Here is a 15,135-nt window from a genome sequence, read left to right on the forward strand (position 1 = left end):
ATCCGGATTCACATCAGCCCCAGCGCCTTGAAGCTGGCCACGCCCTCGCGGCCGACGACCAGGTGGTCGTGGACGGCGATCTTCAGCGCCTTGCCGGCTTCGATGATCTGCTTGGTCATGTCGATGTCCGGCCGCGACGGAGTCGGGTCGCCGGACGGGTGGTTGTGCAGGATGATGATGTTGCTGGACGACAGCTCCAGCGCCCGGCGCATCACCTCGCGCGGATAGACCGGGGCGTGGTCGACCGTGCCGCGGTTCATCACCTCGTCGGCGATCAGCTGGTTCTTCTTGTCGAGGAACAACACCCGGAACTGCTCGCGCGACTCGTTGGCCAGGGCGACGCGGACATAGCCCAGCAGGGCGCTCCACGAGCTGATCACCGGCCGCTTGACGATCTTGTCGCGGCCGGCCCGCAAGGTCGCCTCGTGCAGCAGCTTGATGTCCATGGCCGCCGTCTCCCCGACGCCGGGCACGGTGGCCAGCTCCTCGATCGTCGCGCCCAGCACCGCGCCCAGCGAACCGAAGCGGGCCAGCAGGCCCTTGGCCAGCGGTTTGACGTCGCCGCGCGGATAGGTGCGGAAGAGATAGAGCTCCAGAAGCTCGTAGTCGGGCAGGGCGACGAAGCCGCCGGCCTTGGCGCGCGTACGGAGCCGTTCGCGATGGCCGGCATGGTGCGTGTGCGCCGAGACCTTCTTCGCCTTGACCGGCAAGGCAGGCTCGGCGTCGGACACGCCCAGGGATTTGACGCTGACCATGCCGCCCCCGACTTTACGGGAACATCTTGGCGGCATCGCGTCAGGGTTGTCTAGTGGCTAGGTGCTCAGCCCAGGATCGGCGGCTGGAACAGGCCGGCCGGCGAGGCGGTGAACACCTCGTAGCCGTCCTCGGTCACACCGATCGAGTGCTCGCACTGGGCCGACAGCGACTTGTCGCGGGTGACGGCGGTCCAGCCGTCGTTCAGCACCTTCACGGCCGGCTTGCCCAGGTTCACCATTGGCTCGACGGTGAAGAACATGCCCGGCTTCAGCACCGCGCCCTGACCGGGACGGCCGAAGTGCAGGATGTTCGGGGCGTCGTGGAACACCCGGCCCAGGCCGTGGCCGCAGAAGTCGCGGACGACCGAGCAGCGCTGGGCCTCGACGTAGCTCTGGATGGCGTGGCCGATGTCGCCCAGCGTCGCGCCGGGCTTCACGGCGTCGAGGCCGCGCTTCATGCCTTCATAGGTGATCTCGACCAGGCGGCGGGCGCGCGGGCCGACTTCGCCGACGCCGTACATGCGCGAGGTGTCGCCGTGCCAGCCGTCGACGATGGCGGTGACGTCGATGTTGACGATGTCGCCTTCCTTGACGCTCCACTCGCCCGGGATGCCGTGGCAGACGACGTGGTTGCGCGAGATGCAGACCGTCTTGGGATAGCCGCGATAGTACAGGCACGCCGGCAGGGCGCCGTGGTCGAGGATGAACTCGCGGGCCAGGGTGTCCAGGTGATCGGACGAGACGCCCGGCTGCACGTGCGGGATCAGCATGTCCAGGCACTCGGCGGCCAGCTTGCCGGCCTTGCGCATGCCCTCGAAGTCTTCGGCCTTATGGATCTTGATCTGACCCGTGCGGGTCTCGGCTTCGATCTCGAGGGTGTTGTCCAAGGTCATGCTCTACTCGGGCGTCGCCGCCGCGTTTCAGGCGGCGATCTGGTCGGCGGAAGGGGCGTATCTCGCGATCCTAGCACAGATTTCAACCCCGGACCCCCTCAGAACGCCTAGCCGGTCGGGTTGATGCGCCGCACCGTGTCGGTGGCCGGGCGCACTTCCTTGACGAAGCTGGCGTCCAGGGTCGTGGGCTTGTCGCGCCGCACGTGGCAGACGCCCCGGTAGCGCGTGATGCGGCCGGTGCCCTTCTCGGTGACGTCGGCGGTGAACTTGACGTCCCACTCGCCCTGCCGGCCGGTCGAGACGGGGTCCATGTCGTTGGAAGTGACGCCGGAGATCGCCTTGAGACCGAAGCGGTCCTCCAGCTTGCCGGTGCAGGCCTTGAACGCGAACACGGCCCGCAGACCGGTCATGAAGCCGCTCTCGGGCTTGCCGGGCTCGCTGGGCCCGCACCCGGAAAGGGCGAGCGTCAGGATGGCGGCGGCCAGGATGGTCTTCCTCATGCGATCCCCTCAGTTCGCGGCCCCCTTCCGAGAGCGAGCGAATGGGTAGCGAACTGCGAGCGAATTGCAGGTTAAATCGGTGTTAGGTGCGGGGGGGCTGCGGCGCCGTTGTCATTCAAGGTTGCGATGTTCGGAAGGCTCGACCATAGGGAATCCTAACGAGGTTCGCTAAGGGGAGGAACCGACCATGGCCACCGTCACCGCGGGCGCCGCCTATCCACTTGATTTCCGGCTGCTCGACCTGACCGCGCTGCTGACAGGCACGGTCAAGGTCCAGAACAGCACGACGCTGGTCGTCGACTATGGCGACGGGGATCGCGACGAGTTCAGCGGCGTCGGCATCGGCTACAACGCCTTCGGCGAGCCGATCTCGGGCACGCTCACCGGCTATCGTAGCTATGTCGGCGACAAGCTGGTCGCCCAGGTCGAGGGCGGCTCGGCCTCGGTCGCGCAGTTCATGGGCTATGTGAAGAACGGCGACACGGTCGGTGGCGTCTTCCTGGTGCTGAACGGCAATGACCAGGTCTCCGGCTCGGCCTTCGCCGACTATCTGGCCGGCGGCGCGGGCGCCGATGTCCTGTCCGGCTTCGGCGGCGACGACACCCTGATCGGCAATGACGGCAACGACGTCCTGAACGGCGGCGGCGGCGTCGACACCGCCTTGTACGGAGCGGCCTCGACCAACTTCACCCTGGGCCGCACCACGGTCGGTTGGCTCGTCTCCGACAGGACCGGCGTCTTCGGCCAGGACCAGCTGATCGATGTCGAGCTGCTGCAGTTCAGCGACAAGCTAGTCGACCTGCGCAAGTCCGACGCAGCCGTGAACACCATGTCGGCCAGCGTCCTGCGCACGCCCGTGACCCACCTGCTGTCGACCCTGGTGGCCAATGGCATGGCGCCGCGCGGCGACGCCTTGCCGGCGATCCTCAAGGACGCGGCCTCGACGACCTCGGTGGCGACGCTGGCCTACGAGTTCTTTACCGGCAAGGTGCCGACCCAGGTCGGTGTCGACTTCCTGATCTCGGCGACGGGCGGCAACGCCAACAACCTCAACAGCGCCTACTACGCCAAGTTCGACACGGTGAACCGCTACATCAATTTCGCGGTGAACCTGGGCCGAGACGGGGATGGCAAGGCCAGCTTCGCGGCCAGCTACGGATCGCTCAGCCTGTTCGACGCCACCAAGAAGGCCTATGCGGCCATCTTCGGCGGGACGCCGACGGACGCCAAGGTCCACGGCCTGATCGACACCCGCGTCGACTACCTGGCCTATTACGGCGGCGACGGCGCGACCGGGATCGGCACCAAGGCGGCCATGGTCGGCTTCCTGCTGGCGGCGGCGGCCACCGAGGACGTCGGGGTCATGGCGCGGTCCAACGACGCTTGGCTGACCGATCTGTCGGACGGTTCGGCGCCGTTCGCGGTCGATATCCTCGATCCGGCCAAGGGCTACTACAAGGCCGAGTTCATCTTCGGGGGCTAGCCGCGCCAGGCGATCCGGCGGTCGATCCGCACCTGCTCGGTGCTCATGGCGCAGGCATAGACCAGCACCTCGACGCCGGCCTTGGCCGCCGCGTCGAGGCCCGCCGCGAACTTGGGGTCGAGGTCGGCGCAGGCCTGGAAGGTCTCGCAGTCCTCGCGCTGCACGACGAACAGCACCACGGCGCGGTCGCCTTGCGCGACCTGGGCGGCGAGGTCGCCGAGGTGGCGGGTGGAGCGGTCGGCCTTGCAGTCAGGGAACTCGGCCAGGCTTGGCGTGCGGCTGAAGTGGCAGTTCTTGACCTCCAGCCAGCACGGCGGGCGGTCCGGGTGGGTCAGCAGGAAGTCGACACGGCTCGCCTCGGCGTATTTCACCTCGGGGCGGATGGTCGCGTAGCCGGTCAGTTCGGGGATCGTGTCGGAGGCCAGGGCCTCGGCGACCAGCTTGTTGGGCAGCAGGGTGTTGATCCCCACCAGGGCGTTGCCCTGTTCGACGCATTGCAGCGTCCAGGCCAGCTTGCGCTTGGGATCGTCGGACCACGACACCCAGGCGCCCTGGCCCGCGTCGCGGACGCCCAGCATGGCGCCGGGGTTGGGGCAGTGGGCGGTGATCTCCCGCCCGTCGTCCAGCACCAGGTCCGCGAAGAAGCGCTTGTAGCGGCTGACCAGCCGGCCATGAACGAGCGGTTGCGGGAGCAGCATGCGGAGCCTAGATCGGAGCGGTAAGAACGACAGGCTTTAGGGGATCGAACGCATGACGACCAGCGAACGCGTGACGGCCGCCGTTATGATCATCGGCGACGAGATCCTCTCGGGCCGGACCCAGGACGTGAACCTGTCGGCCATCGCCAAGTACCTGGCGACCTACGGCGTCGACCTCTGCGAGGCCCGCGTGGTGCCCGACATCGAGGAAGAGATCATCGACGCGGTCAACGCCCTGCGCGGCCGCTACGACTACGTCATCACCACCGGCGGCATCGGCCCGACCCACGACGACATCACCGCCGACTCGATCGCCAAGGCCTTCGGCGTGACGGCCCCCGAGCATCCCGAGATCATGGCCATGCTGCGCGAGCGCTGGGGCGAGCCGAACGCCGCCCGCCGTCGCATGGCGCACGTGCCGGAGGGCGGCAGCCTGGTGAAGAACCCGGTGCAGGGCCCGCCCGGTTTCCAGAAGGACAATGTCTTCGTGCTGGCCGGCGTGCCGGCGATCATGCGCGGCATGCTGGAGGACGTCGGTCCGCGCCTGCGCACGGGCGCGGTGGTGCTGGCCAAGACGGTGCGGGTCACCGGCACGGGCGAGGGCACGATCGCCGCGCCGCTGGAAGCGGTGGCCAAGGCCCACCCGGACATGTCGCTGGGCAGCTATCCGTTCTTCAGCCCGCCGGACGTCTACGGCGCCAACCTGGTGCTGCGCGGCCGCGACGCCGCCGAACTGGACGCGGCGGTCGCCGAGCTGATCACCGCCTTGACCGAGGCCAAGGCGCAGAACATCGAGTTGCTGGCCGATCCGACCTAGGGGTTATTCCTCGCCGGCGATGGCCTTGGCGAGGTCGACCAGGTGCTTGCGCATGCCGGTGGACTCGATCCCGACATAGGAGCGCGCCAGTTCCGGACCGCCGGGCAGCGACCAGAAGCTGGCCATCTCGTTGGCGAGGTCGGCGGCGGTGGTGTCGGCGTGTTCCGGGTCGTCCAGGCCTTCGAAGAAGAAGCCGATCGGCGTCTTCAGGAACATGGCCGTGGCGTGCAGCTTGCTGGCGCTGATCCGGTTGGACCCGCCCTCGTACTTCTGCACCTGCTGGAAGGTCAGGCCCAAGGCGTCGGCCAGGGACTGCTGGGAATAGCCGAGATCCTTACGGCGCATGCGTAGGCGACGACCGACATGAATGTCGACGGGATCGGGGGTCTTGTCTTCAGCCATGCTCACAAACTCGGACGCGACGGTGGGGGAGGAATCGACTCATCGAGCGGCGATACACGAACGCCGTGCACGATCTTGTGCGGAGTCGAGCCCCCGAGAAACGCATATTCGGTATTGGACGATTTATTCACGTAAGACGGGTAATCGTAGCCGATATACGCTCTTCGGTCACATCACGTGTTGCGGGTCGTCGCGCCGAACACAACCGGCGCCGTAGCGATGGCAGGGGTGATGGTAGGGGTGATGGTAGGGACGGTGGGACTCGAACCCACACGGATTGCTCCAACGGATTTTAAGTCCGGTGCGTCTACCGATTCCGCCACGTCCCCATCCATCGACCCCATAAGCCATCGGTCCGGCGGGGTCGAGGCTCGACACGGCGCGTCCGGGTGCTAGCGTCCTAACGCTCAAGTTTAAAACGGGGACGGATCGAATGCGTGAGGGGATCAAGGCCGCGGCTCTGGCTGCGGGCGTGCTGGCGGCGGGCGCGGCGAACGCGGCCCAGGTCGAGGCGGTCAGCGCCGCGCGGCTGCTGGACGTGGTCAGCGGCAAGTATGTGGAAAACCCGCAGGTGATCGTCACCGATGGGCGGATCACCGCCATCGGCAAGAAGGGCGACGCGGTCCCCGCTGGGGCCAAGGTGGTCGACCTGCCGGGCGCGACCCTGCTGCCGGGCCTGATCGACATGCACACCCACATCGACGGCCTGGCCGAGATCGGCGGCTATAACGGCCTGGAATACAGCGACCGCTTCTGGAGCGTGGTGCAGGTCGCCAACGCCAAGAAGACGCTGGAGGCGGGCTTCACCACCATTCGCAATGTCGGCTCGGCCGACTTCGACGACGTGGGCCTGCGCGAGGCGATCGACGCCGGCTACGTGATCGGGCCGCGCATCGTCACGGCGACCTGGGCGATCGGGGCCACCGGCGGTCACTGCGACTCGACCTTCTTCCCGCCGTCGATGGACGAGAAGGGTCCCTACAATATCGACAGCCCCGACGAGGCGCGGAAGGTGGTCCGCACCCTCAAGAAGTACGGCGCCCAGGTGATCAAGATCTGCGCGACGGGCGGCGTCTTCTCGCGCGGCGACGAGCCAGGCCAGCAGCAGCTGACCTATGACGAGATGCACGCCGTGGCCGACGAGGCCCACATGGCCGGCCTGAAGGTCGCCGCCCACGCTCACGGCGCGGCCGGTATCCGCGAGGCGATCAAGGCCGGCATCGACACCATCGAGCACGCCAGCCTGGTCGACGACGAGGGCATCAAGCTGGCGGTCCAGCACGGGACCTACTTCTCGATGGACATCTACAACACCGACTACACCCAGGCCGAGGGCAAGAAGAACGGCGTCCTTGAGGACAACCTGCGCAAGGATCGCGACATCGGCGAGATCCAGCGCCAGAACTTCAAGAAGGCGCTGAAGGCCGGGGTGAAGATGATCTACGGCACCGACGCCGGGGTCTATCCGCACGGCGACAACGCCAAGCAGTTCGCGGTGATGGTGCGCTATGGCGCGACCCCGCTGCAGGCGATCCAGGCCGCGACCCTGACCGCCGCCGAGGCCCTCGGCCAGACCAAGGACGTCGGCCAGGTGGCGGTGGGGCGCTTCGGCGACATCATCGCGGTGGCCGGGGATCCGCTGGCGGACGTGATGACGCTGGAGAAGCCCGTGTTCGTGATGAAGGGCGGCGCGGTTATCAAGCAGCCCTAGCCTCGACTATCGGAGCGCGAGCGCCTAAGTGCAGCGCTCCGAAAATCACAGGATCTTCTCGACGTGATCGCCTTCGAGGCTGTTTCCAAGACCTATGGCGCGTCAGGCAGCGGCCACGCGGCCCTCAGCGAGGTCTCGCTGTCGGTGAACGCCGGCGAGGTGTTCGGCGTGATCGGCGCCTCGGGCGCGGGCAAGTCGACGCTGATCCGGCTGATCAACGGCCTGGAGACCCCGACCGGCGGCAAGGTGATCGTCGATGGTGACGATGTCGCCGCCCTGGGCGTCGAGGGCCTGCGGGCCCTGCGCCGGCGGGTCGGGATGATCTTCCAGCACTTCAACCTGCTGTCGGGCAAGACCGTCGCCCAGAACGTCGCCTTCCCGCTGAAGCTGGCCGGGCGTCCGGCCGCCGAGGTCAAGGCGCGCACGGCCGAACTGCTGGAGCGCGTCGGCCTCACGGCCCACGCCGACAAGTATCCGGCCCAGCTCTCGGGCGGCCAGAAGCAGCGGGTCGGCATCGCCCGCGCCTTGGCCACCAACCCCAAGGTCCTGCTGTGCGACGAGGCCACCAGCGCCCTCGACCCGGAGACCACCGAGCAGATTCTCGACCTGATCTCGGGCCTGAACCGCGAGCTCGGTTTGACCATCGTGCTGATCACCCACGAGATGGACGTGGTCCGCCGCGTCTGCGATCGCGTCGCCGTGCTGGAGGCCGGCCGCGTGGTGGAGGAGGGCGCTGTCGAGCAGGTGTTCCTGCATCCGGCCAGCGCCACCGCTCGCCGCTTCGTGCGCGAGGCCGATGGCGAGGTCACCGCCGCCGCAGGGGTCGATGGCCGCGTGGTGCGCCTGACCTTCCGGGGCGAGGCGACCTACAAGCCGGTGCTGGGCGAGGTCGCCCGCGCCACCGGCGTCGACTATTCGATCCTGGGCGGGCGCATCCACCGCCTGCGCGAGACGCCCTACGGCCAGCTGACCCTGGCCCTGACCGGCGGCGACGTCGCCGCGGCCATCGCCCAGTTCCAGGCCTCCGGCGTGCGCGTCGATGAACTGTCCGGGGAGACCGCCCGATGAGCGTCTCGAACATTGATTGGCCGGAAATCGGCCAGGCCACGATCGACACCCTGTCCATGCTGGGCGGGTCGATGGTGCTGACCGTCGCGCTGGGGTTGCCGCTGGGCGTGATCCTGTTCCTGACCGGCAAGGGCCAGATGCTGGAGAACAAGATCGCCAACGGCCTGCTGTCGCTGCTGGTCAACATCCTGCGCTCGGTGCCGTTCGTGATCCTGCTGATCGTGATGATCCCGCTGACCGTGGCGCTGGTCGGCACCTCGCTGGGCGTGGCCGGGGCCATCCCGCCGCTGGTCGTCGGGGCCGCGCCGTTCTTCGCGCGCCTCGTGGAGACGGCCCTGCGCGAAGTCGACAAGGGCGTGATCGAGGCCAGCTTCGCCATGGGCGCCAAGCGGCGTCAGGTGGTGCTGGGCGCGCTGCTGCCGGAAGCCCTGCCGGGCCTGGTCGCCGCCGCGACCGTGACCGCCGTGGCGCTGGTGTCCTACACCGCCATGGCCGGCGTGGTCGGCGCGGGCGGCCTGGGGGACCTGGCCATCCGCTTCGGCTATCAGCGCTTCCAGACCGACGTGATGATCGTCACCGTCGTGCTGATGCTGGTGCTGGTCCAGGTGCTGCAGATGATTGGCGACAGCATCGTGCGGAAGGTGTCCCACAAATGACCGACGAGACCGAAGCCCTTCACTGGGACGCCGATCTGGCCAAGACCCTGCTGGGCAAGACCCTGCTGATGAACCTGACCTTCCTCGACAACGACGGGGACGTGGAGGAGCGCCAGCAGTTCTTCGGCGTGGTCATCGACGCCACCGAGGACGAGGGCATCGTGCTGGACCTGCTGGGCGAGCACGACGGCGATACCTACACCCTTCCGCCCCAGACCTCGGCGATCAAAGCCGCCGAACCGGGCGTGACCACCCTGGCCGGCGAAACGCCCGACTTCGTGGCCAGCTGGATCATCCACGGCGAGCCGGATGTGCCGGAAGCGGCCAACGACGAGGACTAGGCCTGGTCGAACGGGAAGGGCAGGCGGCCCGCCTTGAACAGGATGTCGGGGTTTTCGTCGTAGTCGCCCAGCTCGACATCGGCGCTGACCGTGAAGGCCACAACGCCTTCGCGCAGGGGGGCCAGGCGTTCGGCCTTGCGGCGCGCCTCTTCGGCCGTCTTGCAGCCGACCTGCTGCTCGGCCTTCAGTCCCTTGCCGCGCCCGGCGATGTAGGACTGCACGATGTGGACGGTTTCCTTGGCCATCCCCATCCAAGCGGCCTGTTCGGAGGCGCGGTCAAGGGATCGCTCGACGGGCCCCCAGGAAATCTGATTTCCTCCGACGCGGCTGACCGGGCAAAACCCTACCCGTCTGATCGATTTATGGAGCCGTTCATGGCCGCCCGTCGCGCTTTCCTCGTCCTCGGCCTCGCCGCCATGACCCTCATGGCCTGCGGTCCCAAGGAGCCCAAGGCCAGCGCGCCCAACACCCTGACCGTGGCCGCCACGGCCATCCCGCACGCCGAGGTGCTGGAGTTCATCAAGCCGAAACTGGCCGCCGAGGGCCTGAACCTCGAGATCAAGGTGTTCAACGACTACGTGCAGCCCAACACCCAGGTGGCCGAGAAGCACATCGACGTGAACTACTTCCAGACGCTGCCCTATCTGAACGACTTCAACCGCGACAAGGGCACGAACCTGGTGACGATCGTCGGCGTGCACGTCGAGCCGATCGGGGCCTATTCGAGCAAGTGGAAGACGATCGCCGAAGTGCCGAACGGCGCCACCGTGGCCATCCCCAACGACGCCAGCACCGAGGCCCGCAGCCTGCTGCTGTTGGCCAAGAACGGCGTGATCACCCTGAAGAACCAGACCGATCTGGCGACCCTGAAGGACATCACCGCCAACCCGAAGAACCTGAAGTTCAAGGAACTGGAAGCGCCGGCCCTGCCGCGCATCCTGAACCAGGTCGACCTGGCGGTGATCAACACCAACTACGCCCTGGACGCCAAGCTGAACCCATCCAAGGACGCGCTGATCGCCGAGGACAAGACCAGCCCGTACGTGAACTACCTGGTCGGCCGTCCGGATAACAAGGACGACCCGCGCGTCAAGAAGCTGGCCGCCGCCCTGACCTCGCCGGACGTGAAGGCGTTCCTGGAGAAGAAGTACGCGGGCGCGGTGGTGCCGGCGTTCTAAGGCGGCCTAGCGTCGCCTGAAATTTCACACTACCTATCAGCGACCCGCCGCTCACGGATCGCCCATGGCCTCGCCTTCGCTCAACGCCGCTCGCACCCTGGTGCTGGACGTCGCCAACTCCTCGGGCCTCGAGGACTGGTCGCCGGACCTGCAGAAGACCAAGGTCTATGAGCGCATCCTGCTGGACCTGATCCTGGGCGAACTGCCGGCCGGGGCGAGGCTGGACGAGCAGTCGCTGGCCGCGCACTACGACACGGGTCTGGCCGGCGTGCGCGACGCCCTGGGGCGTCTGGCGCTGGAGGGCCTGGTGATCCGCCGGGCCCGCTCGGGCACCACGGTCGCGCCGCTGGACCTGGTGGAGCTGCGCCAGGGCTACGACGCCCGGGTGCTGATCGAGCCGCACTGCGCCCAGCTGGCTGCCAAGCACGCCTCCAAGGCCGAGGCCCAGGCGATGTTCGACGTCTTCGCCGAGGGCGAAGCGGCCGCCAAGACCTGCGACCTGCCGGCCCTGGTGGCCATGGACCTGCGCTTCCACGCCCTGGTCGCGCGGGCCTCGGGCAACCTGGCCCTGGCCCGCATCCTGATCCCCCTGCAGCACAAGGCCGCCCGCTTCTGGGTGTTCTCGTTCAACGGCGCGACCGAGCAGGAGCTGCTGGACGAGATCGAGGAGCACCGTCAGGTGGCGCGGGTCATCGCCGGTGGCGATGCGGAAGCCTCGCGCAACGCCATGCTGCGGATCCTGAACGTCCAGCCCGAGGCCCAGACTCGTCCGCACGTCGGCGCGGCCTAGCTTCAGCCAACAAACCTGCGACTTTCCCGCCACAGCGCCTTCGCAATCTTAACTGAAATGTCAGAAGGCATTTTGACGAAGGTCAAGGCATCACCAGATATCGGACCGTGACCGTTGGGACTCCCCGTCCGGCGGCGCGTGAAGGTTCGACTGCCCCATGCCGTCCAGAAGCGTCCTCCTGTCCGCCAGCGTCCTGGCCCTCTCGACCATGACCGGTCTCGCCGCGCGTGCCGAAGAGCAGGTGGCCGATCAGGTCGACGCGGTGGTGATCGTGGCGCGCGACAAGGCGGGGCTGCTGGAAAAGCAGCCGAGCAACACGGTGTTCGGGATCGCCAAGCCGCTGATCGAGACGCCGCGCTCGGCCAGCCTGGTCAGCGACATCACCCTGGAACGCTACGGCGTGCAGACCCTGGACGGCGTCACCAAGGTCTCGCCCGGCACCCACACCGCCAGCTTCTACGGCGTGCCTGGGGCGCTCAACATCCGCGGCACCCTGGCCGAGAACTACTTCCGCGGCTTCAAGCGGGTGGAGAACCGCGGCACCTATTCGACCCCGATCGGCGGGGCCTCGCGCATCGAGATCCTGCGCGGCCCGCCGACCCCGGTCTATGGCGCTGGCAAGGTCGGCGGCCTGGTCAACTTCATCCCGAAATCCGCCCGCGACGAGGGCCGTTTCCTGGCCGAGCCTGAGGGCGAGATCACCGCCACGGTCGGCAGCTACAACAAGAAGCTGTTCACCGGCCAGTTCGGCGCGCCCGTGAACCTCGGCAAGGCCGAGGGCGGCGTCTATGTCTATGGCGAGGCCGAGGACAGCCACAGCTATTACAAGGGCATCTATCCGCGCCGGCAGATCCTGGAGGTCTCGTCCGACTTTGATCTCGGGAACGGCTGGAGCACGGCCTTCGGCGGCATGGCGTTCCACTCGACCGGCGACGTGCAGACACCCGGCTGGAACCGCCTCACGCAAGACCTGATCGACAACCGCACCTACATCACCGGCCGCGACACCTCGCTGGTCGACGCCGATCACAACGGCAAGCTGACGCCCAACGAGATCGGGGCCTATCCCTACGCCAGCGCGCTCTACATCCCGTACTACGGCTTCCCCAGCACCGACGCGGCCCACACCCTGGACACGGGTGTCGGCACGACCAAGCTGGATCGCCGCACGGTCTATATCAGCCCGGCCGACTTCTCGAAGACCAACACCCAGACGCTCTATTTCGACCTCGCCAAGGACCTCGACGGCGACCGGCAGATCAAGCTGCAGCTGTTCCACGACCGCCTGGAGAACCGCCGCTTCGTCTCCTACGGCTATCCGGCCACGACGGACGCCAAGGTCTCGGAAATCCGCCTGACCTACGCCTTCCCGACCGATGTCGGGGCGGTTCACGCCCGCACCCTGGTCGGCGGCGCGCACCGCTGGTTCGAGGGCCGTCGCCGCGAGAGCTTCAACAGCGGCCTGATCGCCCTGGACCGCCGCGACATCAGCTTCGGCGCCACGCCCACCGACACCATCGACAGTCCGTTCGACAACGAGCCGGGCAATGTCGGCCTGCAGTGGGAGAACGACAATCGCTCGACCTGGAAGCAGACGGGCGTCTTCGTCACCTCCGACATCGAGGCCGGGCGCTTCAACCTGGTGCTGGGCGGCCGCTGGGACCACTACAGCGTCAAGAGCGAGGACACCGGGATCCTCAGCTACGTCATCGCCGGCCAGCAGGCGGACGACCGCGACAAGGCGACCTGGAACGCCAGCCTGACCTACAAGCTGCCGATCGGCCTGATGCCCTATGTCAGCTACGCCAAGGCCGCGGCCCTTGAGATGAGCCAGGCCGGCGACGTCGCGCCGAACTTCGTGGCCGACGGCTCGTGGCTGTCCAGCTCCGACCTGACCGAGGCCGGCGTGAAGTTCCAGCTGCTGCGCGGGACGCTGATCGGCTCGGTCGCCGCCTACAAGCAGAACCGCACCCAGATCGCCGGCGCCATCGCCGCCCCGACGATCCAGGGCACCCGCGCCAAGGGCGTCGAGGTCGAGGTCCGCTGGCTGGCGTCCGAGCACCTGTCCTTCACCTTCGCCGGCAACAGCCAGCGCACGACGGTGAAGGGGCCGGATGCGTCGTTCCAGTACATCCCGGCCTACACCGCCGGCGTGCCCGGCGCGCAGGGTTATGGCGGCTCGTACGTGGTGTGGGCGTTCAACAGCCTGCCGGGCCGCGGCGGCGACTACGCCTACACCCTGATCCCCAAGTCGGTGGTCAGCCTGTACGGGACCTATACCAGCAAGGGCTATGACTGGGGCCAGGCCGGGGCGACGGTCGGGGTCAGCCATGTCAGCCGCACGGCGGGCACGGTGCAGAACGCCGTGCGCTATCCGTCCTATTCGCTGGTCAACGCTTCAGCTTTCGTGAACCACGGGCCGTACACCCTGTCGGTCAACGTCGATAACCTGTTCAACAAGTTCTATTTCACCCCCGACGCCGACACCTACGCCAACCTCGGCGCGCTGCCGGGCAAGGGGAGGGAGTGGCGCGCCACCCTGAAGCGGACGTTCTGACCTTGACCAAGATCGAAGAAGACCGCTTCCGTCCCTGGCTCTTGCTGGCGGCGTTCAGCCTGCTGCTGTTCCTGATCACCGCCTCGACCTATGGCTCGCTGGGCGTCGTGCTGCCGGCCATGATCGGCGAGTTGAAGTGGAGCTTCGAGAAGGCGTTCCTGGGCTTTTCCGTGCTGGGCGTCTTCACCGGCGCCTCGTCGTGGCTGCCGGCCATCCTGATCCGCCGGATCGGCGTGCGTGGCACGCTGCTGCTGGGCGCGGCGGTGCTGGCGGGCGGGTTCCTGGGGCTGGCCAATTCGGAGAGCCTGCTCAGCTACTATGCCGGCGCGGCGGCTTGTGGCGTCGGCTTCCAGATGGCGGCGCTGATCCCCGGCACCCACGTGCTGTCGTCGCTGTTCCGCAAGCGCGCCCTGCCGTTCGGCGTCTATTTCACCTTCGGCTCGCTGGGTGGTGCGGCGGGCCCGTGGATGACGCTCACGCTGATGGGCATGAGCGGCAACGACTGGCGGGCCTACTGGATCGTCCAGGCCGTGCTGGCGGCTGTCGTGGGCCTGATCTGCGCCCTGATGGTCGGCGGCTCCAAATGGCTGAGCGACGCCGCGCACGAGGTGGACCTGGAGGTCGAGCAAGAAGCCCGCGAAGCGCCGGCCAACGCCCGCGTCTACCGCACGGCCTATGAGTGGACCGTGCCTCAGGCGCTGCGCACGCCGCAGTTCTACATCCTGGTCGCGGCCTATTTCAGCCATCTGCTGGTCGGCGTGACCGTCGCCAGCGTCTCGGTCACGCACCTGACGGAGCTGGGCGTCGCGGCCGGGATCGCCTCGGTGGCCGCCGCCGCCATCGCCGCCAAGATGCTGAGCCTGGAATCGCTGATGCAGACCCTGGCGCGCCTCGCCGGCGGGGCGCTGGGCGACCGCGTCGATCCGCGCTGGCTGCTGATCTTCGCCCAAGGGATGCTGGTCGTCGGCCTGCTGGCCCTGGCCCATGCGGCGAGCCCGGCCCTGATGCTGCTCTATGCCATCGGCACCGGGGTGGGTTTTGGCCTGACCGTGCTGGCGGTGACAGTGCTGTTGCTGAACTACTATGGCCGGCAGTCGAACCTGGAGCTGTTCTCGCTGACCTGCCTGGTCGGCGCGGTGTCGGCGGCGGGACCGTTCATCGCCGGGGCCATGCGCGACCGGCTGGGAAGCTTCTCGCAGACCTTCGAGCTGTTCGCGGCCGTGACGGCGGTGGTGTTCGTCGCCGTGCTGGCGATGCGCCCGCCCAAGGCTCCGACCACCTAAAGA

General features: G+C 67.7%; 16 protein-coding genes and 1 tRNA gene. 10 read left to right on the forward strand and 7 right to left on the reverse strand.

The window, feature by feature from the left end; all coding sequences use genetic code 11:
* Positions 1-8: 8 nt before the first annotated feature.
* The 3 genes from radC to AC07NI_RS24390 form a co-directional block, all read right to left on the reverse strand.
* Positions 9-755, reverse strand: coding sequence for a RadC family protein (radC, locus tag AC07NI_RS24380; RefSeq protein WP_494623958.1), 747 nt, complete (start codon positions 753-755; stop codon positions 9-11).
* A 65-nt stretch (positions 756-820) separates the two neighbouring features.
* Positions 821-1,648: a type I methionyl aminopeptidase gene (map, locus tag AC07NI_RS24385; protein ID WP_494623960.1), complete on the reverse strand. Its 828-nt coding sequence runs from the start codon at positions 1,646-1,648 to the stop codon at positions 821-823.
* Positions 1,649-1,755: 107 nt separating this feature from the next.
* Complete coding sequence (locus AC07NI_RS24390) at positions 1,756-2,148, reverse strand: hypothetical protein (protein ID WP_494623962.1); 393 nt, start codon at positions 2,146-2,148, stop codon at positions 1,756-1,758.
* 187 nt (positions 2,149-2,335) lie between these two features.
* On the opposite strand from AC07NI_RS24390, the gene AC07NI_RS24395 reads away from it, so the two are divergent.
* A complete protein-coding gene (locus AC07NI_RS24395) occupies positions 2,336-3,631 on the forward strand; it encodes a hypothetical protein (RefSeq protein ID WP_494623964.1) in 1,296 nt (431 codons plus the stop codon).
* Here the strand turns inward: AC07NI_RS24395 and sfsA are convergent.
* Positions 3,628-4,329, reverse strand: coding sequence for a DNA/RNA nuclease SfsA (gene sfsA / locus AC07NI_RS24400; protein WP_494623966.1), 702 nt, complete (start codon positions 4,327-4,329; stop codon positions 3,628-3,630). The two genes, AC07NI_RS24395 and sfsA, sit on opposite strands and share 4 nt — an antisense overlap.
* 52 nt (positions 4,330-4,381) lie before the next feature.
* Between sfsA and AC07NI_RS24405 the strand changes: the two genes are divergently transcribed.
* On the forward strand, positions 4,382-5,146 hold the full coding sequence (locus AC07NI_RS24405) for a competence/damage-inducible protein A (protein WP_494623968.1): 765 nt from the start codon (positions 4,382-4,384) through the stop codon (positions 5,144-5,146).
* 3 nt (positions 5,147-5,149) lie between these two features.
* Here AC07NI_RS24405 and AC07NI_RS24410 read toward each other — a convergent pair whose 3' ends face one another.
* Together AC07NI_RS24410 and AC07NI_RS24415 are read right to left on the reverse strand one after the other, a co-directional pair.
* A complete protein-coding gene (locus tag AC07NI_RS24410; RefSeq protein ID WP_494623970.1) occupies positions 5,150-5,548 on the reverse strand; it encodes a helix-turn-helix domain-containing protein in 399 nt (132 codons plus the stop codon).
* 244 nt (positions 5,549-5,792) lie between these two features.
* A tRNA-Leu gene (locus AC07NI_RS24415) sits at positions 5,793-5,877 on the reverse strand.
* 104 nt (positions 5,878-5,981) lie between these two features.
* Between AC07NI_RS24415 and AC07NI_RS24420 the strand changes: the two genes are divergently transcribed.
* From AC07NI_RS24420 to AC07NI_RS24435, 4 genes are all read left to right on the forward strand, one after another.
* Positions 5,982-7,259, forward strand: a complete 1,278-nt coding sequence (locus AC07NI_RS24420) for a Xaa-Pro dipeptidase (protein WP_494623972.1) — start codon at positions 5,982-5,984, stop codon at positions 7,257-7,259.
* 63 nt (positions 7,260-7,322) lie between these two features.
* Positions 7,323-8,327 carry a methionine ABC transporter ATP-binding protein gene (locus AC07NI_RS24425; protein ID WP_494623974.1) on the forward strand — a complete coding sequence of 335 codons (1,005 nt, stop codon included), beginning with the start codon at positions 7,323-7,325 and terminating at the stop codon, positions 8,325-8,327.
* Positions 8,324-8,983 (forward strand): methionine ABC transporter permease, encoded by a 660-nt coding sequence (locus AC07NI_RS24430; RefSeq protein ID WP_494623976.1) that lies wholly within the window; start codon positions 8,324-8,326, stop codon positions 8,981-8,983. The genes AC07NI_RS24425 and AC07NI_RS24430 overlap by 4 nt, the downstream gene beginning before the upstream one ends.
* Complete coding sequence (locus AC07NI_RS24435; RefSeq protein ID WP_494623978.1) at positions 8,980-9,324, forward strand: hypothetical protein; 345 nt, start codon at positions 8,980-8,982, stop codon at positions 9,322-9,324. The genes AC07NI_RS24430 and AC07NI_RS24435 overlap by 4 nt, the downstream gene beginning before the upstream one ends.
* Here the strand turns inward: AC07NI_RS24435 and AC07NI_RS24440 are convergent.
* Entirely contained in the window at positions 9,321-9,569 is a 249-nt protein-coding gene (locus tag AC07NI_RS24440; RefSeq protein ID WP_492080488.1) for a hypothetical protein, read from the reverse strand. The genes AC07NI_RS24435 and AC07NI_RS24440 overlap by 4 nt on opposite strands.
* 117 nt (positions 9,570-9,686) lie before the next feature.
* Between AC07NI_RS24440 and AC07NI_RS24445 the strand changes: the two genes are divergently transcribed.
* The 4 genes from AC07NI_RS24445 to AC07NI_RS24460 all read left to right on the forward strand — a co-directional run bounded on the left by AC07NI_RS24445 (position 9,687) and on the right by AC07NI_RS24460 (position 15,132).
* Complete coding sequence (locus AC07NI_RS24445) at positions 9,687-10,502, forward strand: MetQ/NlpA family ABC transporter substrate-binding protein (protein WP_494623980.1); 816 nt, start codon at positions 9,687-9,689, stop codon at positions 10,500-10,502.
* 64 nt (positions 10,503-10,566) lie between these two features.
* The gene (locus AC07NI_RS24450) at positions 10,567-11,292 is read left to right on the forward strand and encodes a GntR family transcriptional regulator (RefSeq protein WP_494623982.1); all 726 of its coding nucleotides are present in this window, start codon (positions 10,567-10,569) and stop codon (positions 11,290-11,292) included.
* Between the two features lie 157 nt (positions 11,293-11,449).
* Positions 11,450-13,849: a TonB-dependent siderophore receptor gene (locus tag AC07NI_RS24455; RefSeq protein ID WP_494623984.1), complete on the forward strand. Its 2,400-nt coding sequence runs from the start codon at positions 11,450-11,452 to the stop codon at positions 13,847-13,849.
* An 11-nt stretch (positions 13,850-13,860) separates the two neighbouring features.
* Positions 13,861-15,132 (forward strand): MFS transporter, encoded by a 1,272-nt coding sequence (locus AC07NI_RS24460; RefSeq protein WP_494624082.1) that lies wholly within the window; start codon positions 13,861-13,863, stop codon positions 15,130-15,132.
* Positions 15,133-15,135: the final 3 nt, after the last annotated feature.

The organism is Caulobacter sp. GW821-FHT10E02 (assembly GCF_059415225.1).

Excerpts from the sequence above, each read along its gene's own strand:
- sfsA (WP_494623966.1), bottom strand. The coding sequence starts at position 4,329 with ATGCTGCTCCCGCAACCGCTCGTTCATGGCCGGCTGGTCAGCCGCTAC.
- AC07NI_RS24405 (WP_494623968.1), top strand. The coding sequence starts at position 4,382 with ATGACGACCAGCGAACGCGTGACGGCCGCCGTTATGATCATCGGCGAC.
- AC07NI_RS24410 (WP_494623970.1), bottom strand. The coding sequence starts at position 5,548 with ATGGCTGAAGACAAGACCCCCGATCCCGTCGACATTCATGTCGGTCGT.
- AC07NI_RS24450 (WP_494623982.1), top strand. The coding sequence starts at position 10,567 with ATGGCCTCGCCTTCGCTCAACGCCGCTCGCACCCTGGTGCTGGACGTC.
- AC07NI_RS24435 (WP_494623978.1), top strand. The coding sequence starts at position 8,980 with ATGACCGACGAGACCGAAGCCCTTCACTGGGACGCCGATCTGGCCAAG.
- AC07NI_RS24455 (WP_494623984.1), top strand. The coding sequence starts at position 11,450 with ATGCCGTCCAGAAGCGTCCTCCTGTCCGCCAGCGTCCTGGCCCTCTCG.
- radC (WP_494623958.1), bottom strand. The coding sequence starts at position 755 with ATGGTCAGCGTCAAATCCCTGGGCGTGTCCGACGCCGAGCCTGCCTTG.
- AC07NI_RS24445 (WP_494623980.1), top strand. The coding sequence starts at position 9,687 with ATGGAGCCGTTCATGGCCGCCCGTCGCGCTTTCCTCGTCCTCGGCCTC.
- AC07NI_RS24390 (WP_494623962.1), bottom strand. The coding sequence starts at position 2,148 with ATGAGGAAGACCATCCTGGCCGCCGCCATCCTGACGCTCGCCCTTTCC.
- map (WP_494623960.1), bottom strand. The coding sequence starts at position 1,648 with ATGACCTTGGACAACACCCTCGAGATCGAAGCCGAGACCCGCACGGGT.
- AC07NI_RS24440 (WP_492080488.1), bottom strand. The coding sequence starts at position 9,569 with ATGGCCAAGGAAACCGTCCACATCGTGCAGTCCTACATCGCCGGGCGC.
- AC07NI_RS24420 (WP_494623972.1), top strand. The coding sequence starts at position 5,982 with ATGCGTGAGGGGATCAAGGCCGCGGCTCTGGCTGCGGGCGTGCTGGCG.
- AC07NI_RS24395 (WP_494623964.1), top strand. The coding sequence starts at position 2,336 with ATGGCCACCGTCACCGCGGGCGCCGCCTATCCACTTGATTTCCGGCTG.
- AC07NI_RS24430 (WP_494623976.1), top strand. The coding sequence starts at position 8,324 with ATGAGCGTCTCGAACATTGATTGGCCGGAAATCGGCCAGGCCACGATC.